Here is a 25,744-nt window from a genome sequence, read left to right as displayed (position 1 = left end):
AGGAAAGCAAAACTCCCAATGAGAATTGTATTTTCAATCTCATAATCAAGACGCTTTTGTTCTACAGCTCAAAATAGACAAAAGGCCGCGAATTGCGACCTTTTTATGAAAGTTTTCAGTGTTTACTTAAGAAATACCTGATTGAAGTCACGTTTAAGTATGGCATCTCGTCGTGCTTTCTTAAGTTGTTTGGTCATGTCCTTAACGCAATTGTGAAGTACTTGATCCAAAAGAGAGGCGCGATAGTCTTCTTTTTCTTCCTCTGTCATGTCCTTTGGAAGGTTCAGAGTTGGAAACTCTTCCATAACATTTAGGCCTGCGAATGCCTGACTTACAGAAATCAGGGCATGAAACTGCTCAAAGTTATCTAGTACATTTTGTGCACTTGCAGGAAGGGCATCCCAAGCTTCTCTTACTGCTTCTTCGGACACCTCATGTATAGATGTCACCATCAGGTACATTTCTTCAGGAACATTGTCAAACTCAATAACTTGGCGTAATTCTGCAGACACTGCGGACAAGTCGACTTTCTGTTCAGTATTTGGTGTTTCGTTTGACATAAAAATTTCCTGTTACTTCAAAAGGGCACATCCTAGGAATATCGCGATAAAAGTCAACAAATTACTGACAATATCTAGGGGGCGTTGCGCGTCGCATGCTATATTCATTTCATACCGAGTGAAATTATAACAGCAAGAGTTTATGAAATCTCCGAATACGTCTATGCGGGTACTGTTGGTTGATGATCTTCAATTTGAGCGAATGCAACTTGCCATTCGCCTCAAACAGTTGGGTCATATTGTGGAAGTAGTAGAAAGCGGACAACAAGCTTTGGAGATGTACACCTCATTTGACCCGGAACTCATATTACTTGATATCAACATGCCTGAGATGGATGGGTTTGAAGTTGCCCATGAGATTCGGAGTCGGTTTGAAGAGTGGGTTCCTATCATCTTCCTAAGTAGCCATGAAGAACCAGAGACTATCGCTAAAGCCATTGAAACTGGGGGCGATGACTATCTGGTTAAGCCTGTAAACAAACTGGTTTTAGGCGCAAAGATGAATGCGATGCAGCGGATCGCCCAAATGAGGCGAGAACTTAAACTGGTGACTTCGCAGCTTGAACAAGTGAATATGCATTTGCAACAGCAAGCCAATGAAGATGGACTTACCCAGGTTTATAACCGTCGCTATGTCGATAAGGAATTGAGAGACATGGTATCTTGGCATGGTCGACATCAGTTACCACTCACGGTCATTTTGCTGGATGTCGATCATTTCAAAGCTTACAACGACCACTATGGGCATATTGAAGGAGACAACTGTTTACAGCAAATAGCGTCAACCCTAGATAAATGCTTTGCGCGTTCAGGAGAATTGGTGGGGCGATATGGTGGTGAAGAATTTATCGTTATTGTCAGTAATGCCGATCAAGAAGATGCGCTAAAGCAAGCTGAACGTATTCATCGATCTATTCATTCGTTGGGTATCCCGCATTCTAAGTCTTCTACAAGTAACTATGTGACCCTGTCACAAGGTGTGTACTCCTTTATTCCTACCGGACGAGAGACGGTTGAAGACGTCTACAGTGCTGCAGACGTCTTACTCTATAAAGCCAAGGCGGAGGGACGAGACAGATATGCGACAGGGTAAGATTCACGGATTTCGAACAAAGATCCTAATGAGTTAGGAAGAACAGCTCAGCGCTAGCCCTTGTGCCCATTCTGGAGCGGGCTTAGTATCTTCCTCAGTTCCTGAATTCTCATCAAATGGGAAGTCTAGTAGCTTCTTCAATCGTTTCACTTCTGAAAAATCACCTTCCTGAGCGCGTTCAATAGCCGTTTGAGCCATGTAATTTCTTAAGATGTACTTAGGGTTGTGAGTTCGCATTTGGTTACATCGTAACTTTTCATTACTTTCCTCACTTCTAAGTCGTTCTAGGTATGAGCTAAACCATTCTAGAGCGGAGTCACTATCTTTAAACTCTGCCAAGAATGCGCTTTTACCCACCTTATCTACGTTTGACAGAGCCCTGAAGGTATTTGTGTAATCCGCTTGGTTTTCTTTCATTAAAGCGAAAAGACGATTGAAGAGTTCAGTATCCTCTGGTTTTGATTCCAGTAAACCAAGTTTATTCCTCATTAAAACGCTGTATTCCTTAGTTAGAGTGGTGTAGTAGGTATCCAGCGTTTTCTGAAGATCTTCTTTAGCGATAAGCGGTGAAAGTGCCTGTGCTAATGCAGTGAGGTTCCAAAGACCAATAGACGGTTGATTGTCAAAAGCATAGCGACCCTGATAGTCAGAATGGTTGCAAATGAAACTCGGATCGAAATTTTCCATCATCCCAAAAGGGCCAAAATCAAAAGTTTCCCCTAATATAGACATGTTGTCGGTATTCATAACCCCATGCGCGAAACCAATAGACTGCCATTTTGCAATCATTGATGCAGTCCTGGAGACGACTTCCTGAAACATTGCCAAATATGGGTTGGGTTCGTCCGTAATGTTGGGAAAATGATGGTCAATAACGAAACCTGTAAATTGCTTTAAGTCTTCAATCTGATTGGTGTAGTACAGATATTCAAAGTGACCGAACCGGATATGGGTAGTTGCAACGCGTACGCATATTGCACCAGTTTCGATTTCTTCTCTGTAAACAGGTGTATCGCTTGTAAATAAGGCCAGTGCTCGAGTGCTTGGAATTCCAAGCCCGTGCAGGGCTTCTGACATGAGATATTCACGAATGCTGGAACGAAGAACGGCTCGTCCGTCACCTTGCCGTGAGTATGGGGTCAACCCCGCGCCTTTTATGTGAATATCATAGCTTTTACCATCAGTATCAACTTGAAAGAGGAGCAGTCCGCGCCCGTCACCGAGATCAGGGTTATATGCACCGAACTGGTGACCGACGTATTTCATCGCTAAAGGCGGGAAAGCGTCTAATACAGAATTACCTGAGAGCAGATCCAGCAGCTCGCCATCTGGTGATTCAGGTAGTCCTAGTTCTACAGCCAGCTTTTCGTTCCAATCAACCCACCGAACGTTTTCAAGAGGGGTCGGTGTTACCTTAGAAAAAAAGTGAGAAGGCAAATGGGTGTATGGGTGTGAGAGCTTAGCGCCTTTATAGGTGTGCATACTGCGGTCTCATGCAAAGTCTGATGACGTCATCGTAGCATAGGGGTAGCAAGTGAAAAACGCAGATATATTGTGGATATGAAAAAGCCACCTCAATAAGGTGGCTCTTCTAACTAGCAGCAAGCTAATAATAATCAGATGGCACTGACGTCTTCGGCTTGAGGTCCTTTTTGTCCGTCTGTCACAACAAACGATACTTTCTGCCCGTCTTCCAGATTACGACGTCCCGTACCCTGAATAGCAGAAAAATGAACAAATACGTCTTTACCACCCGCTTCAGGAGTGATGAATCCGAAACCTTTATCTTGGTTAAACCACTTTACCGTGCCATTGACTTTTTGACTCATAATTAAACTCTTCTATATACAAATTGATGCAGATTGTTAGCTGCAAAATCGAACTTACAATAAAGTCGGAATAGAGGCTAGTGAATAATGAATGAACAATTTAAAGGTGTGATCTTAGACCATGTTAGTGGTAAGAATGTTATAGAATGTGCGAAAAAAAAGAGAGATATCAAAAGAGTTAACTACAAACTACGCAGTTACGACCCTTTTTCTTCGCCTTATACAAGGCTTCGTCTGCCGCTTTCAGTACTTTCTTCGGGTGCTTGATTTCAGAGTTGTCTGCAACTCCAATACTGATCGTGACGTTTACGGTTTTCTCTGAACTGGTGGAACCGCGCTTTTTTGAGCCAAGCTTGTCGTCTTTTGGTCTGTCTGAGCGGTTACGCACAATCATATCGTAATCGGCAACGCTTTCTCTAAGGTCTTCTAAGAATTGCATGGTTTCTTCTGCTGATTTTCCTTTAAACAACACCGTAAACTCTTCACCGCCATAACGATAAACTTTCGCTTTACCTTCGACTTTTTTCAATTGCTTCGCAACCAGTCGTAAAACGTCATCGCCGGTATCATGTCCGTGAGTGTCATTAAACTTTTTAAAATGATCCACATCCAGCATAGCGATTGAATAGCTCCGACCCAGATGTCCCATTTCATTTTCTAACGCACGTCGACTCGGAATTTCAGTAAGCTGGTCAATGAAAGCGAGAGAATGACTTGTCGACATGATGTTGTAGATCAAAAGGACTCCGGCAAGTGAAAAGAACACAGCAGAGATAAAAGATATCTGGAAAAAGCCAAAGGTAACGGTGGACAAAAGAAGGCAGTTGTAAACGGCATAGTCCAATGCTTCACGGCGTGTTAACACCATGATGGCAGAGACTCCCACGAAAATCACGCTATAGAGCACAGCCAAAAAAGGCAGCTTGGATACTTGGGGGAGGCTGAAAAGAACGCCATCCCACAGTTCTTCCATACCATTTACTGAAAAGTGCTCAACAGTAAGAAAAGCCCAGCCAATAAAAAGACCAAGCAGTGCGAGATAGGCAAGCCCGGTATTTGAAAAAAAACGTTTATTTGGAAACAGATAGACCGTCATACAAGAAACGGGCATTAGAAATGCCAAGATTGAGAATTCCAGTTTCGTTGTTCCAGTATTTAGTGGAACTTGTAATCTTTCCTGGATAACAAGATAGGCGAGCATCATGGCGACCGCTATCATGCCCATACGCCCTTGATTGAAGCTATGGCACAACACTAAAGCGATAGAAAACAGCACATAAGGGAGAAAACCGATTGCACCCTGATTCTGGCTGACTAAAGGAGTGAGGTAGTCGATGCCATACAAAACGCCTGTTACCAGGAATAGAGGAAAGAGAAATCGAACCAGATTTGCATTAATTGCAGGGATAGTCATTATTGTTCAAAAAATCCGTCGACAGCAGCCACATACAGCCGGATCAGCTTAAAGGAATAGGATACTTTTATTCCCATAATTTCCAAGCGTTTTGCTAAACTTATTATGAAAAATAGCGTATTAGCGCGCATTTGCCTCAATTTTTATGATACAAAGTGAATAATTCTGGATGTCAGTAAGCCACAATTTCTTTTTACTTGAGTAACTTATTGTGATTACTGGGAATATTGTCAATGAAGGATAGGGAAGTACATAGATGAAAATAAGCGTTGATGTGCATAACTATATGGAAACGTTAGTGGGAAATCGACTGGGTGATCCTGATTACGCAGACGCATACGACAGTGAACAGCTAGCGGATTTGGCTTGTATTGCGCTTAACCAACTCCGTCCCATCTACATAAGACACGACATTGATTTTCTTTCAGCCTTGCCCGAAGAGCGGCTGGTTGTTCTGAGAAAACAGGTGAACGACGCGCTTCAAGCCTCTGAAAGCATGATCAAAGACGATCGCAGAAGACGAACCGAAGACAACGTTCCGGTTGTCTTTACCAAACCTAGACGCCACGATGACGATGAATTAGAGTGGTACGAAGTACCTATTCTTAAAAAGAAAGATGATTAAGGAGTAAGTAGTGGGACTCTTCTCTCGTTTATTTGGCGGTTCGAAAGAACAAGTTGCTAAGGAAGCTGAGCCAGTGGAATACAAAGGTTACCTGATTTATCAGGAGCCTAAAGCGGAAGGTGGTCAATACCGAATCGCAGGTCGAATCACCAAGGTGTTTGAATCTGGAGAAGTGAAAACACACACCTTCATACGATCAGATGTTCTAGCCAGTGAACAAGATGCAAATGAGTTCATGCTAAAGAAAGCTCAGATGTTTATTGACCAAATGGGCGACAGCATTTTCAACTAAAATAGTTTTTTTGCAGCACATCGAATTGATTTTAGTCACCTTTTTGCGAGCCATTAAGCAGTATGCTTAATGGCTCTTTTATTTGTTTTTGAATTTTTCAAAACTTTTTGAGTGACGAGCGTCTTAAACAAATTGAATTGCGTTGTTTTTTAACAAACTAATGGCAGGGAAATCTCATTCCATAGGGTTATATGTAATGAAAAACTGTATTTTTCTTTCACTTTACTTGAACTTAGCTCTGTCGTTAGATAAAAAATGAATATTAATTGTGCATTTAGTAGGGAATAGCTATGCAAATTGGTGTGCCTAAAGAAACGCTCGCGGGTGAAACGCGAGTGGCTGCAACGCCGAAAACGGTTGAGCAGTTATTAAAACTGGGATTTGATGTCTCAGTCGAGAGCCAGGCTGGGGTACTGGCGAGTTTTGATGATGCTGCCTTCGAAGCTGCCGGAGCAAAAGTAGTTACTAAAGAAGAAGTATGGTCCAGCGACTTGATTCTTAAAGTGAATGCTCCTGACATCGACCCAAGTACAGGGACCGATGAGTTTGATTTGATCAAGGAAGGCGCGAGTTTAATAAGCTTTATTTGGCCTGCTCAAAATGAAGCGTTGATGGAAAAGTTGTCCTCCAAAAAAATTAACGTAATGGCAATGGATGCAGTTCCTCGTATTTCCAGAGCTCAGGCATTAGACGCTTTAAGCTCCATGGCAAATATTGCGGGCTACCGAGCTGTGGTAGAAGCAGCTCATGAATTTGGCCGTTTCTTTACTGGTCAAATTACTGCGGCAGGTAAAGTACCACCAGCTAAAGTACTTGTTGCTGGGGCTGGCGTTGCGGGCTTGGCTGCTATCGGTGCAGCGGGAAGCCTTGGCGCAATCGTAAGAGCGTTTGATGTTCGTCCAGAAGTAAAAGAGCAAGTCCAGTCTATGGGCGCAGAATTCCTCGAAGTAGACTTCAAAGAAAATTCTGGTTCCGGCGACGGTTACGCTAAAGAAATGTCTGATGAGTTCAACAAGAAAGCGGCAGAGCTTTACGCTGAACAGGCTAAAGACGTCGATATCATTGTAACTACCGCATTAATTCCTGGTCGACCTGCTCCAAAACTGATTACCAAAGAAATGGTAGACAGTATGAAGGCGGGTAGCGTGATTGTTGATTTGGCTGCGGCTAACGGTGGTAACTGTGAATATACGGTTGCGGACCAAGTAATTACCACTGAAAATGGTGTGAAAGTTGTCGGTTATACCGATATGGTTGGACGCCTTCCTACCCAGTCTTCTCAACTTTACGGAACCAATCTGGTTAACCTTCTCAAACTTCTGTGTAAAGAAAAAGACGGCAATATCGATATCGATTTTGAAGATGTTGTATTGCGTGGTGTAACCGTAATTAAAGAGGGTGAAATTACCTGGCCAGCTCCACCGATTCAGGTTTCTGCTCAACCAGAGGCAAAACCTAAGCCTCAGCCACAAGCGGTTGAAAAAGTCGAAGAACCGAGTTCACCTTTCAAGAAGCTTGTCGCCATGGGTGCAGGTGTCCTTGCTTTCGGTTGGGTTGCATCTGTCGCACCTGCTGATTTCCTCGCTCACTTTACAGTATTCGTCTTAGCGTGTGTGGTGGGTTATTACGTGGTTTGGAACGTATCTCATTCACTCCATACTCCTTTAATGTCGGTAACAAATGCGATTTCAGGGATCATTGTTGTTGGTGCTCTGTTGCAGATAGGTCAGGGTAGCGGTGTCGTCACCTTCCTGTCGTTTATTGCCGTATTGATTGCAAGCATTAACATATTTGGTGGCTTTACCGTGACCAAACGCATGCTTGAAATGTTCCGTAAAGATTAAAGGAGAAAGAAATGTCTGCAGGATTAGTACAAGCCGCTTACATTGTTGCCGCTGTTCTCTTTATCATGAGTCTGGCGGGGCTTTCTAAGCAAGAATCTGCAAAAGCAGGGAATTACTATGGCATTGCCGGTATGGCAATTGCTCTTATCGCAACAATATTTGGCCCTGACACTTCAGGTGTTGTATGGATCATTCTAGCGATGATCATTGGTGGTGCAATTGGTATCCACTACGCTAAAAAAGTTGAAATGACTGAAATGCCGGAACTGGTGGCGATCCTACACAGCTTTGTAGGTATGGCTGCAGTACTCGTTGGCTACAACAGCTACATCGATCCACCGGCGATAGCAGTAACAGATGTTGATGCACACGCTAAACACGTTATCCATTTAGTTGAAGTCTTTCTAGGTGTGTTTATTGGTGCGGTGACATTTACCGGTTCTGTTGTAGCGTTTGGTAAGCTACGAGGTGTGATCAACTCTGCCGCTTTAAACCTTCCACACAAGCATAAAATGAACCTTGCTGCTATCGTGGTTTCTGCTTATCTGATGATTCACTTCGTTCAGGCAGACGGAAGCATGCTTGCGTTGATCGTCATGACGCTGATTGCTTTTGTTTTCGGTTACCACTTAGTCGCATCGATTGGTGGTGCAGACATGCCAGTAGTGGTGTCCATGCTTAACTCTTACTCAGGTTGGGCTGCAGCTGCTGCAGGATTTATGTTAGCCAACGATCTTCTGATTGTAACTGGTGCTTTGGTTGGTTCTTCAGGTGCGATTCTTTCTTACATCATGTGTAAAGCGATGAATCGCTCCTTCATCAGTGTCATTGCTGGTGGATTTGGTCAAGAAGTTTCTATTTCTAGTGGCGACGAAGAACAGGGCGAGCACAGAGAGGCATCAGCGGAAGAAGTAGCTGAAATGCTGAAAAACTCTAAGTCAGTAATCATCACTCCTGGATACGGTATGGCAGTAGCTCAAGCGCAGTATCCAGTGTATGAAATTACTGAAAAGCTTCGTTCACATGGTGTCGAAGTGCGATTTGGTATCCACCCAGTAGCTGGGCGTTTACCTGGTCACATGAACGTTTTGCTGGCAGAGGCGAAAGTGCCATATGACATCGTTCTAGAAATGGATGAAATTAACGACGACTTCTCCGAAACTGATACAGTTTTGGTTATCGGCGCTAATGACACTGTTAACCCAGCAGCGCAAGAAGATCCAAACAGCCCGATTGCAGGTATGCCTGTCCTTGAGGTCTGGAATGCTCAGAATGTTGTTGTCTTCAAACGTTCGATGAATACAGGCTATGCAGGCGTTCAGAATCCGTTGTTCTTTAAAGAGAACACACAGATGCTGTTCGGAGATGCTAAGGAATCTTGTTTACAGATTTCAGCACACCTATAAATCGCTGAAAACCTCTATTAATAGAAGGGAACCATCGGGTTCCCTTTTTTCTTATTGAAATAGGTGACGCCGTCACAATGTTAGATGAATGTAAGAAGGGTGACCATAAACACAGCAAATGTCAGGTATTGGTTAATAACGCCGAGCCGCAGTTATAATCGCAAAGTTATTAGTGTTATATTGACTCTCCATTTACAAATGCCATAGAGATCGAACCCGCTTTGCTAAGGAACCTTGTTTATTTGTCTTTAAGCTGCCTTGTTTCTTCGGGCGCTTACGCACAAAGCTTGCCGGAAAGAATCGAGGAGTTCAAAAGCCAATTTGACACTTCCAAAGCAATAGATTCCTATGACATGCGAGTAATCCAATCGGATTTCCCAAACAAACTGTTGACACCAGAGTCAATGCTTCCTCAAACAGCCAGCTATCCTCTTCGCGATATTCAACGCTTATACAAACTGTCTGAATCCTGTAAGGGGAAACTACCTTTAAGCCCTCTGATCACTGAACCACTGGTATTCACACGTGCAATATGTAAAGGCACGAGGCTTCCTATCAAGTGGTTTGCGCGTTCTGGGTTGATTCACCCAGGTGGTGGCACTTATGCTGCACGCTACGCTGTAACATATCCTGCAATGTATGATGAACTTGAAGACTACATGCACATTGAGGAAAGACCTGAAGCCAGTCCAAATAGCTTACTAGGTCGCCTTCAGAGAATGGATTACATCGCGATGAAGGCTCTGCTATCTGGTTCAGAGATGCTGATCAGTGAAAATGAACTTTGGTTAAGGCAAGGGGATGAGTATCTACTGTATCAGGAGAACATTTGGAATCCTCTTCTCAAAGAGCTTCAAATCCAGGCGTCGCTCTACAACGGAAAAGGTAACTGCTTTGTCAAAAGTGGGAACATTTGTTGGGAAGTAGAAAATCATTCCGATTTGTTGCTTCACGTCATGATTGGACTGGCTGTTTTCAATGTAGCATTGATTTTAGGTTGGGCAGTCACTCGATGGAATAGTAAACGGAAAGAGATGAAAAGCCGTATGTTGGTTCTTCAGATCTTAACCCATGAATTAAGAACACCTATTGCCAGCTTGTCTTTGACGGTTGAAGGTTTCAGAAGGGAGTTTGAGAATCTTCCGGAATCCGTATACGACGAGTTTAGACGTTTGTGTGAAGATTCCCGAAGGTTGCGTCAATTGGCAGAAGCAAGCAAAGACTATCTTCAGTCTGATACCCAACAGCTCTCTACGGAATGGCTACCTTCTGTCAAAGAATGGTTAGATTTTAGGTTCGAAGATCTCGAACAGCCAATTGAAATTGAACTCGATAGGGACAGCGCAATCAAAGTTAATATTTATTGGTTGGGCACGTGTCTAGATAATTTAGTCAATAACGCGATCAAATACGGTGTCGCCCCAGTTTCACTTAAGGTCGATACCAAAAAGAATTGCGTCATTTTTAGTGTTACCGACCAAGGTAACTTGACCAAGAAAGATTGGAAAACACTCAGAAAGCCTTTTGTGAGTAAGAGTGGATTAGGGCTGGGTTTGACCATTGTTGAATCAATGGTTGAGCGAATGGGAGGCAAGATGTCTCTGCAAGGCCCACCTACAACATTTAAATTGGAGATACCCTGTGAAACAGACACTGCTTCTGGTTGAAGATGATAAAAACTTAGCGGACGGATTGCTTGTTAGCCTGGAGCAAGCAGGATATGAATGTCACCATGCAGAAACTATCGCGGAAGTTAGCCCATTGTGGGACAAAGCTGACCTCGTAATTCTGGACAGACAGTTACCAGATGGTGATTCTGTTGGTCATTTACCTGAGTGGAAAAAGATAAAACAGGTGCCAGTCATACTGCTGACTGCTTTGGTTTCCGTTAAAGATAAAGTGAATGGTTTAGATGCGGGAGCAAATGACTACTTAACCAAGCCATTTGCGGAAGCGGAATTGTTCGCTCGAATTAGGGCTCAAATGAGAGCACCGGATGGCGAAGAACTAGACGAAGCACGCGTTACCACTGATAACCTGATCATCGATAGAAATACACGAGATGTTATCTACAAAGACGAGTCGGTTACTCTTACCCGCACAGAGTTCGATCTTCTTCTGTTTTTGGCTACCAACTTAGGACGCGTATTTACACGAGATGAGTTGCTTGATCATGTATGGGGATACAACCATTTTCCAACTACACGAACAGTTGATACGCATGTTCTTCAGTTACGACAAAAGCTACCTGGCATCGATATTGAAACCCTTCGCGGTGTTGGATATAAGATGAAAAGCTAATGGTAAAACACCTAATTGCCAGCTTGGTTTGTCTACTGCCACTGACTGGAAATGCCACCAATCAGTGGTTTGAGCAGCAGACTTCTTTAACGAGTGCGCATCAAAAGTTGCTGGAGGATGATCTTGAAGGCACCTTTGATGCGATCGTGGAAGTCTGGCAGCAAAATCCTTCCAAGTACGTTTCCGATCATCTTGATCACCTGTTTCTAAAGTCGATTGAAAAAGACTGTGGGCGGTCGCTGAATAGTGAAGGGCTTCCTGATTGGTTAGATGAAGTGGTCATTCGAAGACAAATGATCCAGTCTCCCGGCAGAAACAACTCAAGTGTGATCATTGATGTACTAAGCAACAAAGACGTTGAGTCCATTGAATTAGAGCGATGGGGAGAACAAAACATTTCAAATGAGTCCACATTTGAGAAGTTGAGTTCAGAAACATCCGAGCAAAGTATCTATCAGAAAAGATACAGCTTAAATACTCGCCTTACGAGTGGTTTGTATCTGTTGAAAATTAAGCCTGTCAACGAAGAGGCTTGGGTCACGTGGGCTGTTATGGCTGAACCCCAAGCGAAGCAAGTTGTACGCTGGCAGTCAAAAGACAACTGGAAGGTGGAGAAAACGAGTCTCCTGAACAAACATTGCCCTCTACCTGTTTTGAACATTTCTTTGTTTGATTACCTTGATGGCAAATATCAAAAAGTTTGGACTCAAGACTATGAAAGCGATTACCCAAATTCCATTCCGTTAAGAGACTTAGACCCCGATAGATATGTTTTGGCGGTTTCAATAACTCATAGACGCTGGCAAGGTGCAGTTTCTATTGAAGATCAACAAGTAATTAGTAAAACCTACGACATTTCGGTGGATTAAAAATTCTAAAGATCTGATAATTTAAGCCGATAATGATTAAAAGGACAAAGTTACGGTTTGATTATGAAAAAAATCAGTTTATCTATATCCACTGCGGTTGCGTTAGCTCTGGCTACTTCATCAGTTTCTGCGGCTAATTACTCTGTTGATGGTCGAGGGGACGCGATGGGAGGAGTGGGTGTTGTATCAGCTGATTTCCTGTCAGCACCATTCTATAACCCTTCACTTGCTGCGTTATATCGTCGTGATGACAATGCAGGGATGATCATTCCAGGCGTCGGTGTCAGCTATGTCGACAACGGCAAGATGCTAGCCGATATTAAAAATGCCGCTGATGCAATTGATGGCAATGACCCTGCTCAAATCTTATCCGTTTACGATGACCTTGTCGGGGATGAGATTGCACTTGATATTGGTGTAGTCGGTGCCTTCGCTATCCCCAATCAGTTTGTTTCGATGAATGTTTTTGGCAAGGTCTACACAGAGTCATACATTACAGCGGATATGGCACCTAGCTCAGTGCCGGATATAGACAAACTCGACCAATCTCTGATTAAAGTGATGGGAATAGGTGTTACCGAGCTCGGAATTACTTTCGCAAAATATTACACGCTATTCGGTCAGCATGTATCGATAGGTGCTTCACCAAAAATTCAGCGTGTTTATACCGTCGCAAGCCATGCATCGTTTTCTAACTTTGGGTTTGGTCGAATCACAGATTCCACATCAGGCGAGACCGCATTCAACCTGGATTTGGGTGCAGTATGGTTCTACGGTCCTTTTCGCGTAGGCGCCTCAGCCATGAACATTATGACTAGAGATATCGAAACCGCGCAGGAAACGGTTAGCGCAGGTGGACGCAATGTTCAAATTGGTGATACCTATGAACTTCGACCAAATTACACCGTTGGTGCTGGTTTAGTTGGTGACTATTATACGTTCAGTGTTGATTATGATCTGGTTACTCGTAAGAAATTCCAGGGAATGTCCGGCGACGATTCCCAAATGCTTCGAGCAGGGTTGGAAGTTGATCTAATGAGGCAGCTACAATTGCGAGGCGGATACTACACCAACTTAGCCAAAGAAAACGATGAAGGTACGTTTACAGCGGGTATAGGATTATCTCCACTGGGCATTATTACTATGGACATAGGCGCGAGCTATACCAACGCAAACTCTATGGGTGTATACGTTAATTTCCTTGGCAACTATTAAAATATCCTGTAAATTTTGCCTCCTTTAAACGGAGGTAGAAATGTTTCAAGATTTACCTAATCTCACACATGAAGAACAGCAAGAAGCGGTAGAGCGCATTCAAAAATTGATGGAGCAGGGTGTGAGTACTGCAGAGGCAATTAAAATCATTGCCGACGAAATTAGAAATGAAAAGAAAGGCTAGGGGAGACCCTAGCTTTTTTGTTTTCTTGCACCTGTAAATTCCACCCAGCCAAACTTAACTTTCCTCCTACCAATTCGCTTTTTCACGCCAACATTTCCCTTACTAAGAATCCTTTAGTTTTTTCAAGCGGTATTTTTAACCCAATAAAAGTGACAGGGAAGATATGTGACACCCTGAGCTTTTAAGTAAAACAACGGATTCCGATGTAGTGATTAGTGCTGTATTTGGCTTAATTGCATTTAAAAACAATAGGTTATATGTCAGGTGGATATTCTGCCTAAGTTCAAGTAGTAAGCACTTACTGCGACTGTAGAGAAGTGCTGCGCGAGTTATCCACAGGATGTTATCGACCTTTATGCTTTTTGATTTTGGTAGGACCAAAAAAAGACCTGCTTAATGCAGGTCTCTAAATGAAATAGTTAAGTCGGAGTGTAATGACTATTTTGAGGCGATAATTTTGCAGTTAGGTAAGGTGTAATGGGTTTTCGTTAGGCATAGCCTTATTGCTGCTTCCTCTGCATCAACCTTTGAGCTTTCATCTGAAGAATAGCCAAGCAAACCTAATTTGTTACCAGCAATTGCTGAATGAGTAGTTGCCTGACTAAAGCGTTCAAATACATCAATATCCTGCATGCTTGAAACTTCTTTCGGATAACCGTTTGTATCGACAGTAACCTGAGTTTCCTCATAAGCGACGACTTTACATCCCTCAGGGTTAGTCGCACGAGCGCTGCATAAAAATAAAGCTTCTTTCTTAGCCGCTTCCAGACTTATTTTGTCGGTCGCAAAACCAAAGGACATCGCTCTTTTTCCTTTCCAGTAAACAGCAAACGCTTTATTACCAGGTTTTTCTAAATAGGCGTTATATCTTTGTGTCATCCATGAGTGGGGATAGTATTCAATACTTTCTTGAAGTGTTTCGGAGGCATAGCTATCTAAACTTAAGCTATTAACTTTCTCCGAGATCGTTGTAGCACAGCCTTGCAAAGCTAAAATGCCGGCAGCCAAAACCCAGCGGTATTCCATATAATTCTCGTGAAAAATTGCTTCTGTATAAAAGTGGATATTCGTTCAATAGTATGCGATTCGCCATAAGAAATGTATAGGTATTTCAACTGTGAACTGTGATGTTGGTGCGAATAATTCACGGCGTGAATTCCAAGTGCTTTAAATATGTCCTAGTAATTATTTTCTTGTCAGTAAAATTACTTGCGGACAGCATGCATACTTAAATCATGTATTCTTTTAAGAGTTCGATATTAGAATGAAATCCAAGGGAACAGCCATTACGAGATTGGTCATGAGTTCTATGTGGTAGAGCTCGCTTTTATAATACCTTTAGTGCGCATTATCTGACGTTTATGTTAAACCACTGTTATTTTGATATTACTATTAATATCAAGCAATTGAATGCACTTTGAATGACGTCTATTTTCAAGAAGTCTTACATAAATGAGTGCTTTGATTACTATCTTATCTATACGTAGTAAAAATATGATTTTGTGTTCCAATTCGCAGTATGGGACACAGATCACATGAATAAAGACATAAACGAAGATCTATATAATTCAGGCTTTTACACTAACCAAATTCTAGACCTTTTCATTTGGCACTTTGACGATGACAAGCAAGCTGCCAATTTCTTCGGTGTAACCCCTAAAACCGTCCAATCCTGGAGAAACAAGCGTAAATGGTCGGTCGCGGTTATTAGGCTGTTGCTGATTATGCACAGAGGGTATTTACCCCCTGATAGGGCGTGGCGAGGTTTCAAAATTCGAGGAGATAAGCTTTATACGCCAGGAGGGCGTGAGCTTTCAGCATATGATCTCCAAGAGCTGGATATCAAAGTCTCACTGGGTCAAAACGTCGTTGAATTCAGGCGTAAAAAAAACCGTGTCAGAAAAAGTAACTTGATGTTGCGTAGATATAAAAATAGGGCGCTTTTGCGCCCTAAATAGTATGATAGCAAGGTATTTTATGAGCCTAATTGTTTATGGAGAATAAATGCGTAAAACCATTTTTCAGACTTGGCATTTTCGATTTTTTGTATCTCTTCCGGTAATTGTTGGTATATCGATTGGTTTAGCCGTTATACATGCTGAGGATTTAGTTTTTAGTTTCACGGGAACGAAGTCAATAGAGACATTTTGGAGGCATATGAAGTTTCCGATAGCTGTCGCATCACTATCGTTACCTATTGGTGCTTGGATTATCGCTAATCACCGTTCTAAGCAAACACTTGCCGCGTTGGATGTTCAAGCTAAAAGCCTAGAGAATCAGCAGCGATCTATTGAGCACCAAACTGTTACGCGTTTATACGATTCATATTTTGAACGAAGGGATTATTTTGAATACTTCTTTGAACGGAGAATCGAACTTGAACAATGGAAATACATACAGTCAACTGATTTGAAGGCAATATTTTCTGTGCTCTACGGTTACCACAAGATAACCGATATAAAAGAAGTAAAAGTTGATACAACTGTTATCAAAAAAATTAGAAATGTTATTGAAGAAAGCAGAGTCCAGCACTTTGATATCTATGAAGATCTTATGGGCTTGAAAGAGCGCGATGAATTCCAATCGCAGTTAGAACGCTACAATAAAGTAATTGAAGTAATTGAGTTTTTCATTTCGAATTTAAACTTATTAAGTTCTCACTATGCTTTCAGACTTCTTCATCCGGAATCCACTAGTTTGGGTGTTGCCTTACGTGGTTTGATAGAGGTTGATTTGCTACTTTATCAAGTGGAACCATACTGTGATTCTGATGACTTCTTCATTCAACACGATCAAGATCTATCAATGCTCCAAGCCATTTTAACTCTTTGCAATGACTTTACCGATATGGACGAAAATATGACGGTAAGTAATGTAAGGAACCAAATAGAAGAATACAGCGCAATTAGACTTTTTAAACCGACATTAGAATCATTTATTAATGATAGGTTTTACAACGTCTGTGAGGAGCTATCAGAGAATCTCCTACTTAACATTGAAATGTCCTGCACTGAAAGGTATATCACGCTGAAATTTGGCGCAAAGTATGCTGATTTCACTCTTAGTTTTAGAGAAATAGATACAGACCAATCTTCTAGAGTGGGTGAAATTCTTCTAAATAATAAGCACATAGTTTATGTTGCTAATGATGGGGATGGTTTTGAGATAGAAGGAGACCCAAAAGATTGTCTTGAAAAGCTTAGAGTAATAGAGCGTGCCGCCTTAATCGTAGCTAATCTGCAACGCAAAGACAGAATAGACAATGCATGTAATTTAGGTATCAGAAATCTTTAGACTTTGCGAGAACATACAACATTAATAGGAAAAAGGAGCCCTACGGCTCCTTTTTCATTCCATCCGTGCAGCAAGCGAGGGCAAGGAGGTTTGTAAGGGGTTATCCTGCGCTTTGGCTCTTACCTGTGTAAATCGTCATTACCCTCGCTTCGAGGCGCTTCACCTGTTTTCTACGTGATTACATGATATTTCAACAATATCAATTAATTAGTCAATATCATTGCGTTTCATTGTGGCTTTTAACCTGATAGCAAAATTCGTCTTGCCTGGTTGCTGCAGCTGGCTGGTTTGATAGCATTCTTCGAAATTTTTAAGCCGGTATCGTTTGATTTTGATGGCATTTCAGGGAGAGGAATATGGGAACGTTGACGATTAGGCTCGACGATAAGCAAGAAGAGGTCATTGATACACTGAAAAAGCACTACCGCGAATCTGCCAGCACTAAGGCTGTGTTGAAAGCGGCGGCAAATGTGCCAGTGATGCAGAATGAGATCAATAAGCTGGAGCGCGAACTGAGCCAGGCATTAAGAGAGCTTTCCCAGCTTCGCTCTGCCAGTAACAATTTTTTGTCCAGTCTGGAGCAGTTAAAGGTGGCGAGTGATAGCAAAAAGACGTCCGGGAACCGGCTCGATCAGTTGGATTTGATAGCAGATTAACGACACCGGTTCGTCTCGAGACGGAAAAACTGATAGCAAAAAGGCGCATTACGCGCCTTTTTCTATGTCTGCCAGTCGCTTTTCTAACTGCTTGATGCGATTGGCGTGCTCTTTCAAAGTGAGCTTAATCCAGCCTATGTCCACTTTAATGGCGGCGATAGTGCCCACGCTGGAGATTAAGCCTGTCACAATTGCAATGATGTAAGGGTCTTCCACTATTGCCTCCCAAATCGTTTGTCTAACCAATGCTCAAAGCCCACGCGCAACATGCGCCGGAATCCAAAGGTATCAATGTAAATCATGGCGAGCACGTACCAGTAATATTCTGGTGTGCTCTCCAGGGCCTCAAAGCCTGCTTCAACGAACGGCACACACTGAGGAATAAACGCCAGCAGTACGGGCAGTGTGGTGATGAAAAGCAGGTAATCGGCTTCCCAGCCACGGTTTGCCAGGCTGAGCTCGTCCAGGCGTGTGGCGTTGGCGTCACCTTGCTCCAGTCGCTTGATGGTGGCGACGGTCTTGGCTTCGTCTAAACGATCTTTTCGCTCTTTGGCTTTGTGCTTGGAGTCCTGGTGCGACTGAAACAACCCGACCAGGGGCGAGAAAAGGGCAGCCAACCAGGTCATATCAGCCCCCAGTGTTTCAGCAGTTTGAGGGAGTAGGCGGCGGCAATCGCGCCGGCCACCGTTATCCCGATTTTCTTCAAATCGTCACGGGTCATGCGAGTGCCACTCCCTGCCTGGCGTCATCCAGACTGTAATAACGGCCCACTTCCATGATGCTCATGGCGTGCATAACTTTGGCAAGGGTTTCATCGTCGAATAAATCGATATGATCATGAACTGACACACCCAGGCGTTTTGCCACGAATCCAGCGTAGTTCTTGGTGTCGTTTTCGTTTGGCGGCGCAAAACGGTGGATGATTTGTTCCAGGCTGTAAAGGTGATACAGGCGCTGATAGTTGCGCAGCAATTTGGCGCCGGCCCGGAAGCCGTATTTGTGGTGCTTGAACGTTTCAAAGGCTTTGTCGCGTGGAATGGCGGCTTCGCCTTGCCAGTTGTTGCCAATGCGAATGTTAAGCGGGTTGTTGTTGCGAACGCCGCGAACGGTGTGCTGTTTTGCCATGTAAAGGGCTCCTAATACGATAATCAAGGCGAGGGCATAGCGCATGGCTATACCCCTGTTGCATTTGAGAAGTTGATGTAAAGGGGCGTTTCAGAGTAGAACGCCATGAGGTGGACATTGGCGTCGCCAGTGGGCGGTGTACCTTGCACCCGAATGCTCGTCGCATCGTTTCGGGTGATGCTGAGCGGGTTCATACTGAGGCGATACTGTCCAAGCGCCTGACCGCAGTGAGCAAACACAAAGTGTTTTTCCACACCAAACGGCGAGTGATACGACTTGATAGGCACCACAACCCCTGCTTGCACGTCGGCACTAGGTAACAGCCCAAGACTTTCACACGATTTGTGTGTGGGGCGAGCGTGGGGCGTCATGTCCGGCACAATGTCGAGCTTTTCGGTGTTGATGAATACGCCCGTTTCCAGAGGCAGAGCCGACCGACGGTGATTCGCACTGTCAGACTCAACAAAGTAGGCATAAAGCTGACCCGCGCGCAGCTTGATATTGTGTATCCACTGCTCGGTGAATTTATCCCAGTCATTCGCCGCAATGTTTTGCTGAGCCACAATCTGAGTGGCGTTGCCATCCACATCGAGCTCGACAATACCGAAACGTACGCCGCCTTTTTTGCGCCCGAGGAAATAGGCACTGTAAAACACTTCGGGCTCTTCCCATGACAGGGTTTCGTTTGGGTTACCATCACTGGCCGCATCATTGCGAGCAGTGGTAAACACGGAGAAATGCACCGTTTTACTGGTGCGGCTCATGGAGTCCGTCATCACCCCTGTCGCCTTAACGCCATGCTGACGATCAAACAGATTGAACGAGTCGTAAATGGGGGCGATTAGAGACACGGAGTCTTTGGAACTCGGAGCAATGATTTCCACACCCCAGCCCAACGGAGCCGGACGCCCCAAGCTTCGCCCAAGGTGCATCTGTGTGGCGCTTTGGTTTTCATACCCAAACACTTCTTTCAGCCATCCCATGCCGTCATATTTCATATCGTGAGCGATGCCCGAAAGCGCCGAGCCCCATTCCACCGTGGACTGAGTAAAGTCGGGATTGCAAAGCAGGTTTTTAGGAGGAGCAGAGGCGCCTTTTGCGTCGGCTTTGGCGCTGTCTATCGCGTCGGCCAGATATTCAATTTTGTTTCGGCTGCTGCCTTGTGGGAGGTTGTCTTTCACTTCACCCATAATTAATACTCCAGAAATTGAACGTGGTCAGTGGCTGCGCCAGTGACGGCGATGGCACCTTCCACAAAGAGTTCGACGGATTCCCCAGCATCCAGCTCAAAGTCACCCAGATGAATGGCTCCGGTATTGGCTTTGGGGGCTTTCACCAGAATGCGCCCGCGCTTTTTGGCAGGGATGGTGTAAGGGAGGGCATGTTTGCCCGTGGCGTAGCTGGTACTTGTACGCTGGCGCACGGTGAATGTCTGCTTAGTGCGCACCATGACATCGCCAGACATCCCGACTTTTTGCCCTGGCGCCAGCTCAACGGCCGGCAGGCTGGCAATGACCAACTGCTGCCCGTTAGCCAGCTCAATGGCGGGTAGGGAACGGATGTCAATTTGCTGCCCGCTCTCTAGCTCAATTTTGGGCAGACCACTGACGGCTACGCTTTGATTTGGCGCCATGACCATAGGCGGCATTTGCCCCACAATCACTTCTTGCCCATCGGCGGGCGGCACATAGCGACCCATGCCCACTTCGATTTCAATCAGACCGTGTTCGCCCAGGTTCTCAACGGTTATCAGACCGCCCAGCGCTTTATCCAGAATCTGAGCACCGCGGCGCAGACGGTAGTTACCGCGCTGAGTTTCTATCGAGACTTCTCCTGGGCAATTCGCCACATACAGAAATTCGCCAATCGCTTGAAATTGCGCCCGCTGACGGGGCGCTAAGGTTTGTTTGAAGCTCACTTAATTGATCTCCTTTGCAACGGTGACCAGGACAACCGCACCGACAACCAGACCCAGACCCCAGATGATGTATTTGGTGCGCGTCTCCGCGCCGCCGTCCATCTTCTTGGAGATGAGCTGACCCATCATTTTGAGGTTCTCGCTGTTTTGCGCCGCCTGGTTGCCCGCCAGCCCCGCAATGTATTGCAGGTTTTCGCTGTGGGCATCGCTGAGCATTTCAGACGTTTCCAGGCTGAGCTCCATCGCGCCTTCGGCAACGTTTTCCCCCATATCAATGGCGGCGGTGGTCACTTCCGTATTGCCATTGATGGCCATTTCACCCAAGTCTTTGGCGGCCTGAATGGCGCCGTGGTCGGTGGCCGTCACATTGATGTTGGAATTGCTGACCCCAGAAACCGCCACGCCCAGGTTGTCCCCCTGGATGGCGTTCTGACCGTTGGTCTGTTCGGTGTTGGTGGTGTTACTGCTGCTAGAACGTCCGCCCATGGTCACCTCCCAGCTCTAGCGTCAGATGAGTGATGCCGTCTTCGACGACTTCGGAGAAACCGATTTTCTTGTAGATTTTGATGATGCCTGGGCGGATAGCCTGACCTTTTAGCCTAGCGTAACCCTGACCTTTCACCGTATCGATAAACACGGGTAATCCTTTCTCTAAACCCTGACCACACAGCGCTGACACGTAGTAACTGCCGTCTTGCTGGGCTTCACCCACAAAGCGCAGTGAGACACCATCGCCCTCAAGGTGGTAGAAACAGGCACGTTTCTCCCTGACCAGGCGAGTGGTGTGCTCAAATTCCACATCGGCATCGGACAGCCCGCCAAACGCAGGCCGCAGGTGTTCAAACTGCGCCTCAATGTCGGCGCGGTTTGGTTTGATGAGAGTGAACTTCATTTCTTTTTCACTCCTATGTAGAACAGAGCAAGGATCAACAAAATCCAGGGCAGGGCTGACGCCTTACCCCCCATGTTGATGGCGCCCTGAGATGCGCCGCCAATACTGTTGGAGCTTTTCGCAGCGCTTGGGCCGCCACTTAAATCCATTGGCATGGCGCCGTTGTTAGTAAATGGAGGTATCATGCGGTCACCTCCTTAGCCACGCGATAGGCCAGGTAAGCCCCGCCGCCCATCACGCCGAGTTTGACGAGCTTTCCGGCGCCGGAGCCTGTCCACAGACCCGCCCCGAAACCGACGCCGCCCGCCGCGAGGGGAAGCAATACAATCAATGGCATGACTCACCCCCGTTTTGCGAGATAGACAATCCCGCCAACCACCAACACACCCAAGAGGATGTGCGTGGTATTGATGGGCAAAGTCTGTTTGTAAACAATCGGCTGACCGTTGGGCTGCTGCGCAGGCACATAGTGAGGGCGCTGCTCCTCCGGAGCGGCGCTTTTCACCTTGTCGGCTTCATTTTCGAACCAGGCATGAACAAACTTTTCGCCGCCGCTTATCACGGAGTCGGTCAGTCCTGCCAGGGATTCGCCCCAATCATCTAGCATGGCGCCTCCTTAGCTCTTGGCTTTGGTTGGCAGTGGCGTGACTTGCTGAACCGACTCGACCACGACAGGAACAGAGCCAATGGCACTTTTGTCGAGCTCAAACGCGAGCTGGGACTGCGCCGCAGTGTTGAGCATGCCATCCGAGCCAAACCCGTAGCGGATAAAGTCCAGGCTGAACCATCCGGCGTTTTGCTCTTTCTTGGCCTGCGCCAGGTCAAACGCGTTGTCTTCTTTGGTTACGTTCAACTCTTCCAGGTTGTCACGCAGCACACGAACGCGATCAATGGTGTCGCTTAAGAAGTGAATGCGCTTGAGCCAGTATTCCGGGCTGCGCTCGGCAAAGTCGAACGGGGTACGACCGGACGCCGACGCAAACCAGGTCATTTCATACAGGCGAGGCATGTAGTAACGGATGGATTGTGAGGGCAGCACGTGAGCACGAGCGCGCATCACTGGCGCCGCTGGCAGATTTCCGTTGGCGTCAGCGGCTTTTTGTTTAAGCTGAATGTAAACAAACCACACTTCGCCAGGCAGAGTGACCAGGTCAGTCTGACGGACGCCGACTTTGGTGCGCAGAGTCGGATCACCAAATGAAATGATGTAGCGACCAGACTCAGCAAAGTTCTTGCGGTGTGCCTGGAGCTTCACCAGGGATTCACCTGATATGCTGTATTTTGCGGAGCCATTAAGCGCCACTTCCACGCGCTCAATGTCGGCGGGGTTAGTGATGTTGGTGATCAACTCAATAGAGTGATAGGTAGGGCCGGCAACCATGCGCAAAGAGGCACGATTACCCCAGCCAACGCCCTCAATCGGGTCGAGCTCTTTAGGGCGAGGAGCGAACGTCGTCGTTAGAATTTCCATAGTCACCCCTTAACCAATGGTGTCTTCAACGGCGTCAACGTTGTTGGATGCCCAAACCACGCCCACGGAAACGACCAGCGCCACAACGCCCACAATCGCAATGTTTTTCGGTGTTACTTTCATAAAAATGATGTCCTGATTAGTGAAATAAAAAACCGCCCAGAAATAGGGCGGTTTCATCTTTGCCTAACCTTGGCGAATCATTCCTAATAGGGATTAGCTAAGGGTTCGTAATAAGTGGGCTTTGGTTCACATCTACCATCGTATTTTGCCTGGCTTATAGGGCTTTCCTTCCTGCAGGAGATACTCCAGTTTGCTCAGTTGATTGATGTCCGTGGCTAAAATGCCCGTCATGTTCTCCAGATAGATGGCGCTTTTGACCGTCTTTTGCATCATGATGCAAGCAAAATGGCAGTTGTCTATGATGGTTTTGGACACCTCCTGGCCCCGCTGAAACATGTTGATGCTGTGCAGATTGAACTTACGGCCCAGGCGCAGTATTTTGCCGTGATACCCCGTTGCCTTGCCTGCGTTCAGACTGTGCTCTGCGACTTCTTCACAGATGATTTTCAAGGGCTTTCGCTTGCCATTGCCCACGCCCCAGACCACACGACAGAAGCGATCAAAATCTTCCGGTGTGGTCTCATGGTTGGGCTGATACGCAATCTTAAAGCTCTTATTGGTCTTACGTCCGGCTATCAGCGCCGCCGCAAAGTCGCGCAGCTTGGTGTAACCGCGCACCACACGGTTGCACAGCTCGCCGTGGTAGTCACCAAGCGGGTCAAAAATCGCCACCTGGTCAGACGATTTGATAAAGAGTTTCTTAGCGGCTGAGGTCTTGCCACAACCGGACATACCACACACGTAAACATGGTGATTGTCTAACGCATTGTTGGCGTTAATCGGTCTCATGGTTTTCTTCCTCGCTCGCTTTGGCTTTGGCGGCTTCTTCTGCCTGCTTAATGGCGCGGTACTGGAAGAACATTGAGCCGCCGGCCGTTGCCAGCGCCACCACAAAACCCAGCTCCTCTTTGTATGGCTTTAACCAGGGAGGGAGCTCACCGCCGTATTTGTGCAGAATTGGCGCCGTCGCTTTTGCCAGGGCTGCGGAGTGGGGCTCCCCAAAACTCAAAGCAGGGTGTACCGCTTGCTGAATCAAATACTCCGCGCCGCCCACCAACATGGCGGCGTCTTCTTCCAGCGCTTCGATTTGTTGCGCTTTGGTTGGGGGAGGTGACGCCGCTGCACTGACCGCCGCATCGGGGTTAAACTCGTCGTCTTCGGCGCCCATTGCCTGGATTAACGCCAGCTCCTCATCGGTGCTGTGGGTATCCACCGCTTCGTGTTCGTCAATCATCTGATCCATTAATTCTGTGTCTACTACGCTCATTATGCTGCCGCCCTGATTACTGTAATTGTTTTGCCTACTGCCCATCCCAATACACTGCCAATGCCCACGCAGAGCGTGGTCACTAATAGCTTGCTTTCTTCTTTGGGAGGCTCGCTGTTTTGCTCATCTTTTGGCTTATCATTTGCCAACGGTTTGGTATCGGTTGGTTCACCTTTTGGTGAATCATCCGCAGTCGATGAGCTATCGCTCTCTTTGGGTGTGTCCTGGTCAAGCCTTGCGCGCATCATTGCCAGCTCGGCTTCCACTTCTTCGAGCGGTTTGTACTGGCTCATGAGTTGCTGTGGGACTGTAGCGGTGCGGTTGTCTGTCCCGCATTCGCACCGGCCGACGTAATACGCTTTGCGTTTACCCGTTCCCTGGCGAATGGATTTTGGTGTTAAGCAATCAGGGCAGGCGATATAGCCCAAAATGGGATTCTTATTACTTACCGTCATAGCCATGTCCCCTGAATTTCGCTAACACATTGCTTTATCGCCGCTTTTATCTTGAGGTGCCTAACGGTCTTATCCCAATGGCAGTCAAATTGCTGAAACGTTTGCAGTAAGTCTCTCAAATCGCTTGAGTGCTCATTAACCAGGTCTTTCCCTATCACCTGACTGAGAAACTGACGATTGGTGTACTCACCTTTGAAATCTTCAAGCGTTGATACAAGCTCGCCGCAGGTGATGTCATAGAACCGGATTTCAGCAATCGCGTGCTCTAACGCTTTCATCATGATTTGCGCGTGCTGCTTAGGGGTTGCATACACCTGTGAAGACATCTCAATCAGGCGCTCTAATATGATCGTAAGCTGCTGGTTTTTATTCATGGCTGGCTTTCCCTGGTTTGACGGGTTTCACCAGATTCAGCTCAATCAGAACTGTCAAAGGCACTTGGATTTCGCCTGTTTCCCAGCGCGACAACGTAGCTTGAGTCACGTTGATGCCATGCTGTTCTAGAAATTCAGCTTGAGTGAGCCCCGTTTCGGCGCGAGCTTCGGTAATAAGCGAAGCGGTGATAGGGTGCTTACACTTGGGGTTTTTCATTGGTTCGCCTCCACAAAATCGCGGAGTTTATCGACACAGGTTTGCTCAAGTTGAGCCAAACGTTGCTCCAGGTCTTGGACTTCGGTTTCCAATTTACTGATTGCGCGGCTGGCTTCGTCCTGGTTGTCACTGGACTCGACGCAAAAATCGGTAACGGCTTTCGCCCAGTTTCGCACCTGGGTGAATGGTTTGGTGAGTTGGTCAATAAAGCCTTTTGGGATAAAGGATGGGACTTTGATATCGGACTGCGAATATTGCTCAATCTCTTGAGCATTTTCAGCAATCCTTTGGACAGTTTCTTTCATGTTGTTTCCTTAACT

The 25,744-nt window shown here is 45.8% G+C and carries 36 protein-coding genes; 13 read left to right on the top strand and 23 right to left on the bottom strand.

The window, feature by feature from the left end; all coding sequences use genetic code 11:
* Nucleotides 1-122: 122 nt before the first annotated feature.
* Nucleotides 123-560, bottom strand: coding sequence for a DUF3069 domain-containing protein (locus INR79_RS24460; protein ID WP_004404821.1), 438 nt, complete (start codon nt 558-560; stop codon nt 123-125).
* Nucleotides 561-702: 142 nt separating this feature from the next.
* Here INR79_RS24460 and INR79_RS24455 point away from each other — a divergent pair, with 142 nt between their 5' ends.
* Nucleotides 703-1,653 carry a diguanylate cyclase gene (locus INR79_RS24455; RefSeq protein ID WP_004404823.1) on the top strand — a complete coding sequence of 317 codons (951 nt, stop codon included), beginning with the start codon at nt 703-705 and terminating at the stop codon, nt 1,651-1,653.
* 33 nt (nt 1,654-1,686) lie between these two features.
* Here the strand turns inward: INR79_RS24455 and INR79_RS24450 are convergent, their stop codons facing one another.
* The 3 genes from INR79_RS24450 to INR79_RS24440 all read right to left on the bottom strand — a co-directional run bounded on the left by INR79_RS24450 (nt 1,687) and on the right by INR79_RS24440 (nt 4,896).
* Nucleotides 1,687-3,135 carry a protein adenylyltransferase SelO gene (locus INR79_RS24450; protein WP_223097361.1) on the bottom strand — a complete coding sequence of 483 codons (1,449 nt, stop codon included), beginning with the start codon at nt 3,133-3,135 and terminating at the stop codon, nt 1,687-1,689.
* A gap of 134 nt (nt 3,136-3,269) precedes the next feature.
* Nucleotides 3,270-3,482, bottom strand: coding sequence for a cold-shock protein (locus tag INR79_RS24445; RefSeq protein WP_004404830.1), 213 nt, complete (start codon nt 3,480-3,482; stop codon nt 3,270-3,272).
* A 178-nt stretch (nt 3,483-3,660) separates the two neighbouring features.
* On the bottom strand, nt 3,661-4,896 hold the full coding sequence (locus tag INR79_RS24440) for a GGDEF domain-containing protein (RefSeq protein WP_022561447.1): 1,236 nt from the start codon (nt 4,894-4,896) through the stop codon (nt 3,661-3,663).
* A 256-nt stretch (nt 4,897-5,152) separates the two neighbouring features.
* On the opposite strand from INR79_RS24440, the gene INR79_RS24435 reads away from it, so the two are divergent.
* From INR79_RS24435 to INR79_RS24395, 9 genes are all read left to right on the top strand, one after another.
* Nucleotides 5,153-5,521: a late competence development ComFB family protein gene (locus INR79_RS24435; RefSeq protein ID WP_004404837.1), complete on the top strand. Its 369-nt coding sequence runs from the start codon at nt 5,153-5,155 to the stop codon at nt 5,519-5,521.
* Between the two features lie 10 nt (nt 5,522-5,531).
* Nucleotides 5,532-5,813: an HlyU family transcriptional regulator gene (locus tag INR79_RS24430; RefSeq protein WP_022604929.1), complete on the top strand. Its 282-nt coding sequence runs from the start codon at nt 5,532-5,534 to the stop codon at nt 5,811-5,813.
* 290 nt (nt 5,814-6,103) lie between these two features.
* On the top strand, nt 6,104-7,657 hold the full coding sequence (pntA, locus tag INR79_RS24425) for a Re/Si-specific NAD(P)(+) transhydrogenase subunit alpha (protein WP_004404841.1): 1,554 nt from the start codon (nt 6,104-6,106) through the stop codon (nt 7,655-7,657).
* Nucleotides 7,658-7,668: 11 nt separating this feature from the next.
* A complete protein-coding gene (gene pntB / locus INR79_RS24420; RefSeq protein WP_223097359.1) occupies nt 7,669-9,063 on the top strand; it encodes a Re/Si-specific NAD(P)(+) transhydrogenase subunit beta in 1,395 nt (464 codons plus the stop codon).
* A gap of 221 nt (nt 9,064-9,284) precedes the next feature.
* Nucleotides 9,285-10,730 carry a sensor histidine kinase VxrA gene (gene vxrA / locus INR79_RS24415; RefSeq protein WP_064669190.1) on the top strand — a complete coding sequence of 482 codons (1,446 nt, stop codon included), beginning with the start codon at nt 9,285-9,287 and terminating at the stop codon, nt 10,728-10,730.
* The gene (gene vxrB, locus INR79_RS24410; protein ID WP_004404848.1) at nt 10,705-11,364 is read left to right on the top strand and encodes a response regulator transcription factor VxrB; all 660 of its coding nucleotides are present in this window, start codon (nt 10,705-10,707) and stop codon (nt 11,362-11,364) included. The genes vxrA and vxrB overlap by 26 nt, the downstream gene beginning before the upstream one ends.
* Nucleotides 11,364-12,233, top strand: coding sequence for a DUF2861 family protein (locus tag INR79_RS24405; RefSeq protein WP_223097355.1), 870 nt, complete (start codon nt 11,364-11,366; stop codon nt 12,231-12,233). Before vxrB ends, INR79_RS24405 begins: the two co-directional genes overlap by 1 nt.
* A 63-nt stretch (nt 12,234-12,296) precedes the next feature.
* Nucleotides 12,297-13,448: a conjugal transfer protein TraF gene (locus INR79_RS24400; RefSeq protein WP_022591935.1), complete on the top strand. Its 1,152-nt coding sequence runs from the start codon at nt 12,297-12,299 to the stop codon at nt 13,446-13,448.
* A gap of 40 nt (nt 13,449-13,488) precedes the next feature.
* On the top strand, nt 13,489-13,632 hold the full coding sequence (locus tag INR79_RS24395) for a YoaH family protein (protein ID WP_004404854.1): 144 nt from the start codon (nt 13,489-13,491) through the stop codon (nt 13,630-13,632).
* Nucleotides 13,633-14,070: 438 nt separating this feature from the next.
* Here INR79_RS24395 and INR79_RS24390 read toward each other — a convergent pair whose 3' ends face one another.
* Complete coding sequence (locus tag INR79_RS24390; protein WP_022561439.1) at nt 14,071-14,658, bottom strand: hypothetical protein; 588 nt, start codon at nt 14,656-14,658, stop codon at nt 14,071-14,073.
* Nucleotides 14,659-15,167: 509 nt separating this feature from the next.
* Between INR79_RS24390 and INR79_RS24385 the strand changes: the two genes are divergently transcribed.
* The 3 genes from INR79_RS24385 (at nt 15,168) to INR79_RS24375 (ending at nt 17,582) form a co-directional block, all read left to right on the top strand.
* Complete coding sequence (locus INR79_RS24385) at nt 15,168-15,590, top strand: DUF3653 domain-containing protein (protein WP_223097350.1); 423 nt, start codon at nt 15,168-15,170, stop codon at nt 15,588-15,590.
* Nucleotides 15,591-15,636: 46 nt separating this feature from the next.
* Nucleotides 15,637-16,926, top strand: a complete 1,290-nt coding sequence (locus INR79_RS24380) for a hypothetical protein (protein WP_223097348.1) — start codon at nt 15,637-15,639, stop codon at nt 16,924-16,926.
* A gap of 356 nt (nt 16,927-17,282) precedes the next feature.
* Nucleotides 17,283-17,582, top strand: coding sequence for a hypothetical protein (locus INR79_RS24375; protein WP_223097346.1), 300 nt, complete (start codon nt 17,283-17,285; stop codon nt 17,580-17,582).
* Between the two features lie 48 nt (nt 17,583-17,630).
* Here the strand turns inward: INR79_RS24375 and INR79_RS24370 are convergent, their stop codons facing one another.
* The 18 genes from INR79_RS24370 to INR79_RS24285 all read right to left on the bottom strand — a co-directional run bounded on the left by INR79_RS24370 (nt 17,631) and on the right by INR79_RS24285 (nt 25,729).
* Nucleotides 17,631-17,798 carry a hypothetical protein gene (locus tag INR79_RS24370; protein ID WP_200767248.1) on the bottom strand — a complete coding sequence of 56 codons (168 nt, stop codon included), beginning with the start codon at nt 17,796-17,798 and terminating at the stop codon, nt 17,631-17,633.
* A complete protein-coding gene (locus INR79_RS24365; protein ID WP_262415423.1) occupies nt 17,798-18,169 on the bottom strand; it encodes a hypothetical protein in 372 nt (123 codons plus the stop codon). The genes INR79_RS24370 and INR79_RS24365 overlap by 1 nt, the downstream gene beginning before the upstream one ends.
* A 130-nt stretch (nt 18,170-18,299) precedes the next feature.
* Nucleotides 18,300-18,752 (bottom strand): structural protein, encoded by a 453-nt coding sequence (locus INR79_RS24360; RefSeq protein ID WP_223097342.1) that lies wholly within the window; start codon nt 18,750-18,752, stop codon nt 18,300-18,302.
* Between the two features lie 2 nt (nt 18,753-18,754).
* Complete coding sequence (locus tag INR79_RS24355; RefSeq protein ID WP_223097340.1) at nt 18,755-19,897, bottom strand: hypothetical protein; 1,143 nt, start codon at nt 19,895-19,897, stop codon at nt 18,755-18,757.
* A 2-nt stretch (nt 19,898-19,899) separates the two neighbouring features.
* The gene (locus INR79_RS24350; protein WP_223097338.1) at nt 19,900-20,625 is read right to left on the bottom strand and encodes a hypothetical protein; all 726 of its coding nucleotides are present in this window, start codon (nt 20,623-20,625) and stop codon (nt 19,900-19,902) included.
* Nucleotides 20,626-21,111: a chemotaxis protein gene (locus INR79_RS24345; protein ID WP_200767253.1), complete on the bottom strand. Its 486-nt coding sequence runs from the start codon at nt 21,109-21,111 to the stop codon at nt 20,626-20,628.
* The gene (locus INR79_RS24340; RefSeq protein WP_223097336.1) at nt 21,095-21,517 is read right to left on the bottom strand and encodes a hypothetical protein; all 423 of its coding nucleotides are present in this window, start codon (nt 21,515-21,517) and stop codon (nt 21,095-21,097) included. Before INR79_RS24340 ends, INR79_RS24345 begins: the two co-directional genes overlap by 17 nt.
* The gene (locus INR79_RS24335) at nt 21,514-21,702 is read right to left on the bottom strand and encodes a hypothetical protein (RefSeq protein WP_200767255.1); all 189 of its coding nucleotides are present in this window, start codon (nt 21,700-21,702) and stop codon (nt 21,514-21,516) included. The genes INR79_RS24340 and INR79_RS24335 overlap by 4 nt, the downstream gene beginning before the upstream one ends.
* Entirely contained in the window at nt 21,699-21,854 is a 156-nt protein-coding gene (locus tag INR79_RS24330) for a hypothetical protein (RefSeq protein WP_223093877.1), read from the bottom strand. Before INR79_RS24330 ends, INR79_RS24335 begins: the two co-directional genes overlap by 4 nt.
* A 3-nt stretch (nt 21,855-21,857) precedes the next feature.
* Nucleotides 21,858-22,124, bottom strand: a complete 267-nt coding sequence (locus tag INR79_RS24325) for a hypothetical protein (RefSeq protein WP_200767257.1) — start codon at nt 22,122-22,124, stop codon at nt 21,858-21,860.
* Nucleotides 22,125-22,133: 9 nt separating this feature from the next.
* Nucleotides 22,134-22,988 (bottom strand): major capsid protein P2, encoded by an 855-nt coding sequence (locus INR79_RS24320; protein WP_223097334.1) that lies wholly within the window; start codon nt 22,986-22,988, stop codon nt 22,134-22,136.
* A 9-nt stretch (nt 22,989-22,997) separates the two neighbouring features.
* Nucleotides 22,998-23,168, bottom strand: coding sequence for a hypothetical protein (locus tag INR79_RS24315; protein WP_200767493.1), 171 nt, complete (start codon nt 23,166-23,168; stop codon nt 22,998-23,000).
* A 75-nt stretch (nt 23,169-23,243) separates the two neighbouring features.
* Nucleotides 23,244-23,900, bottom strand: coding sequence for a type IV secretory system conjugative DNA transfer family protein (locus tag INR79_RS24310; RefSeq protein ID WP_223097332.1), 657 nt, complete (start codon nt 23,898-23,900; stop codon nt 23,244-23,246).
* Complete coding sequence (locus tag INR79_RS24305; protein ID WP_223097330.1) at nt 23,887-24,378, bottom strand: hypothetical protein; 492 nt, start codon at nt 24,376-24,378, stop codon at nt 23,887-23,889. Before INR79_RS24305 ends, INR79_RS24310 begins: the two co-directional genes overlap by 14 nt.
* Entirely contained in the window at nt 24,378-24,833 is a 456-nt protein-coding gene (locus tag INR79_RS24300) for a hypothetical protein (protein ID WP_223097328.1), read from the bottom strand. Before INR79_RS24300 ends, INR79_RS24305 begins: the two co-directional genes overlap by 1 nt.
* Nucleotides 24,830-25,207, bottom strand: coding sequence for a hypothetical protein (locus INR79_RS24295; RefSeq protein ID WP_223097326.1), 378 nt, complete (start codon nt 25,205-25,207; stop codon nt 24,830-24,832). Before INR79_RS24295 ends, INR79_RS24300 begins: the two co-directional genes overlap by 4 nt.
* Nucleotides 25,200-25,424, bottom strand: coding sequence for a helix-turn-helix domain-containing protein (locus tag INR79_RS24290; protein WP_223097324.1), 225 nt, complete (start codon nt 25,422-25,424; stop codon nt 25,200-25,202). Before INR79_RS24290 ends, INR79_RS24295 begins: the two co-directional genes overlap by 8 nt.
* Nucleotides 25,421-25,729: a hypothetical protein gene (locus INR79_RS24285; protein WP_223097322.1), complete on the bottom strand. Its 309-nt coding sequence runs from the start codon at nt 25,727-25,729 to the stop codon at nt 25,421-25,423. Before INR79_RS24285 ends, INR79_RS24290 begins: the two co-directional genes overlap by 4 nt.
* Nucleotides 25,730-25,744 lie beyond the last annotated feature (15 nt).

Origin of the sequence: Vibrio sp. SCSIO 43132 (assembly GCF_019904195.1) — a bacterium.
GTDB classification, from domain to species: domain Bacteria; phylum Pseudomonadota; class Gammaproteobacteria; order Enterobacterales; family Vibrionaceae; genus Vibrio; species Vibrio nigripulchritudo.
The sequence above is the reverse complement of the archived record's forward strand: the minus strand, read 5'-3'. Positions and strand labels throughout refer to the sequence as shown.

Excerpts from the sequence above, each read along its gene's own strand:
- INR79_RS24390 (WP_022561439.1), bottom strand. The coding sequence starts at position 14,658 with ATGGAATACCGCTGGGTTTTGGCTGCCGGCATTTTAGCTTTGCAAGGC.
- pntA (WP_004404841.1), top strand. The coding sequence starts at position 6,104 with ATGCAAATTGGTGTGCCTAAAGAAACGCTCGCGGGTGAAACGCGAGTG.
- INR79_RS24400 (WP_022591935.1), top strand. The coding sequence starts at position 12,297 with ATGAAAAAAATCAGTTTATCTATATCCACTGCGGTTGCGTTAGCTCTG.
- INR79_RS24325 (WP_200767257.1), bottom strand. The coding sequence starts at position 22,124 with ATGCTAGATGATTGGGGCGAATCCCTGGCAGGACTGACCGACTCCGTG.
- INR79_RS24340 (WP_223097336.1), bottom strand. The coding sequence starts at position 21,517 with ATGAAGTTCACTCTCATCAAACCAAACCGCGCCGACATTGAGGCGCAG.
- INR79_RS24355 (WP_223097340.1), bottom strand. The coding sequence starts at position 19,897 with ATGGGTGAAGTGAAAGACAACCTCCCACAAGGCAGCAGCCGAAACAAA.
- INR79_RS24315 (WP_200767493.1), bottom strand. The coding sequence starts at position 23,168 with ATGAAACCGCCCTATTTCTGGGCGGTTTTTTATTTCACTAATCAGGAC.
- INR79_RS24440 (WP_022561447.1), bottom strand. The coding sequence starts at position 4,896 with ATGACTATCCCTGCAATTAATGCAAATCTGGTTCGATTTCTCTTTCCT.
- INR79_RS24375 (WP_223097346.1), top strand. The coding sequence starts at position 17,283 with ATGGGAACGTTGACGATTAGGCTCGACGATAAGCAAGAAGAGGTCATT.
- INR79_RS24300 (WP_223097328.1), bottom strand. The coding sequence starts at position 24,833 with ATGACGGTAAGTAATAAGAATCCCATTTTGGGCTATATCGCCTGCCCT.
- INR79_RS24290 (WP_223097324.1), bottom strand. The coding sequence starts at position 25,424 with ATGAAAAACCCCAAGTGTAAGCACCCTATCACCGCTTCGCTTATTACC.
- INR79_RS24285 (WP_223097322.1), bottom strand. The coding sequence starts at position 25,729 with ATGAAAGAAACTGTCCAAAGGATTGCTGAAAATGCTCAAGAGATTGAG.
- pntB (WP_223097359.1), top strand. The coding sequence starts at position 7,669 with ATGTCTGCAGGATTAGTACAAGCCGCTTACATTGTTGCCGCTGTTCTC.
- INR79_RS24310 (WP_223097332.1), bottom strand. The coding sequence starts at position 23,900 with ATGAGACCGATTAACGCCAACAATGCGTTAGACAATCACCATGTTTAC.
- INR79_RS24435 (WP_004404837.1), top strand. The coding sequence starts at position 5,153 with ATGAAAATAAGCGTTGATGTGCATAACTATATGGAAACGTTAGTGGGA.
- INR79_RS24295 (WP_223097326.1), bottom strand. The coding sequence starts at position 25,207 with ATGAATAAAAACCAGCAGCTTACGATCATATTAGAGCGCCTGATTGAG.
- INR79_RS24335 (WP_200767255.1), bottom strand. The coding sequence starts at position 21,702 with ATGATACCTCCATTTACTAACAACGGCGCCATGCCAATGGATTTAAGT.
- INR79_RS24405 (WP_223097355.1), top strand. The coding sequence starts at position 11,364 with ATGGTAAAACACCTAATTGCCAGCTTGGTTTGTCTACTGCCACTGACT.
- INR79_RS24450 (WP_223097361.1), bottom strand. The coding sequence starts at position 3,135 with ATGCACACCTATAAAGGCGCTAAGCTCTCACACCCATACACCCATTTG.
- INR79_RS24305 (WP_223097330.1), bottom strand. The coding sequence starts at position 24,378 with ATGAGCGTAGTAGACACAGAATTAATGGATCAGATGATTGACGAACAC.
- INR79_RS24385 (WP_223097350.1), top strand. The coding sequence starts at position 15,168 with ATGAATAAAGACATAAACGAAGATCTATATAATTCAGGCTTTTACACT.
- INR79_RS24460 (WP_004404821.1), bottom strand. The coding sequence starts at position 560 with ATGTCAAACGAAACACCAAATACTGAACAGAAAGTCGACTTGTCCGCA.
- INR79_RS24455 (WP_004404823.1), top strand. The coding sequence starts at position 703 with ATGAAATCTCCGAATACGTCTATGCGGGTACTGTTGGTTGATGATCTT.
- INR79_RS24330 (WP_223093877.1), bottom strand. The coding sequence starts at position 21,854 with ATGCCATTGATTGTATTGCTTCCCCTCGCGGCGGGCGGCGTCGGTTTC.
- INR79_RS24445 (WP_004404830.1), bottom strand. The coding sequence starts at position 3,482 with ATGAGTCAAAAAGTCAATGGCACGGTAAAGTGGTTTAACCAAGATAAA.
- INR79_RS24345 (WP_200767253.1), bottom strand. The coding sequence starts at position 21,111 with ATGGGCGGACGTTCTAGCAGCAGTAACACCACCAACACCGAACAGACC.
- INR79_RS24380 (WP_223097348.1), top strand. The coding sequence starts at position 15,637 with ATGCGTAAAACCATTTTTCAGACTTGGCATTTTCGATTTTTTGTATCT.
- INR79_RS24395 (WP_004404854.1), top strand. The coding sequence starts at position 13,489 with ATGTTTCAAGATTTACCTAATCTCACACATGAAGAACAGCAAGAAGCG.
- INR79_RS24320 (WP_223097334.1), bottom strand. The coding sequence starts at position 22,988 with ATGGAAATTCTAACGACGACGTTCGCTCCTCGCCCTAAAGAGCTCGAC.
- INR79_RS24360 (WP_223097342.1), bottom strand. The coding sequence starts at position 18,752 with ATGCGCTATGCCCTCGCCTTGATTATCGTATTAGGAGCCCTTTACATG.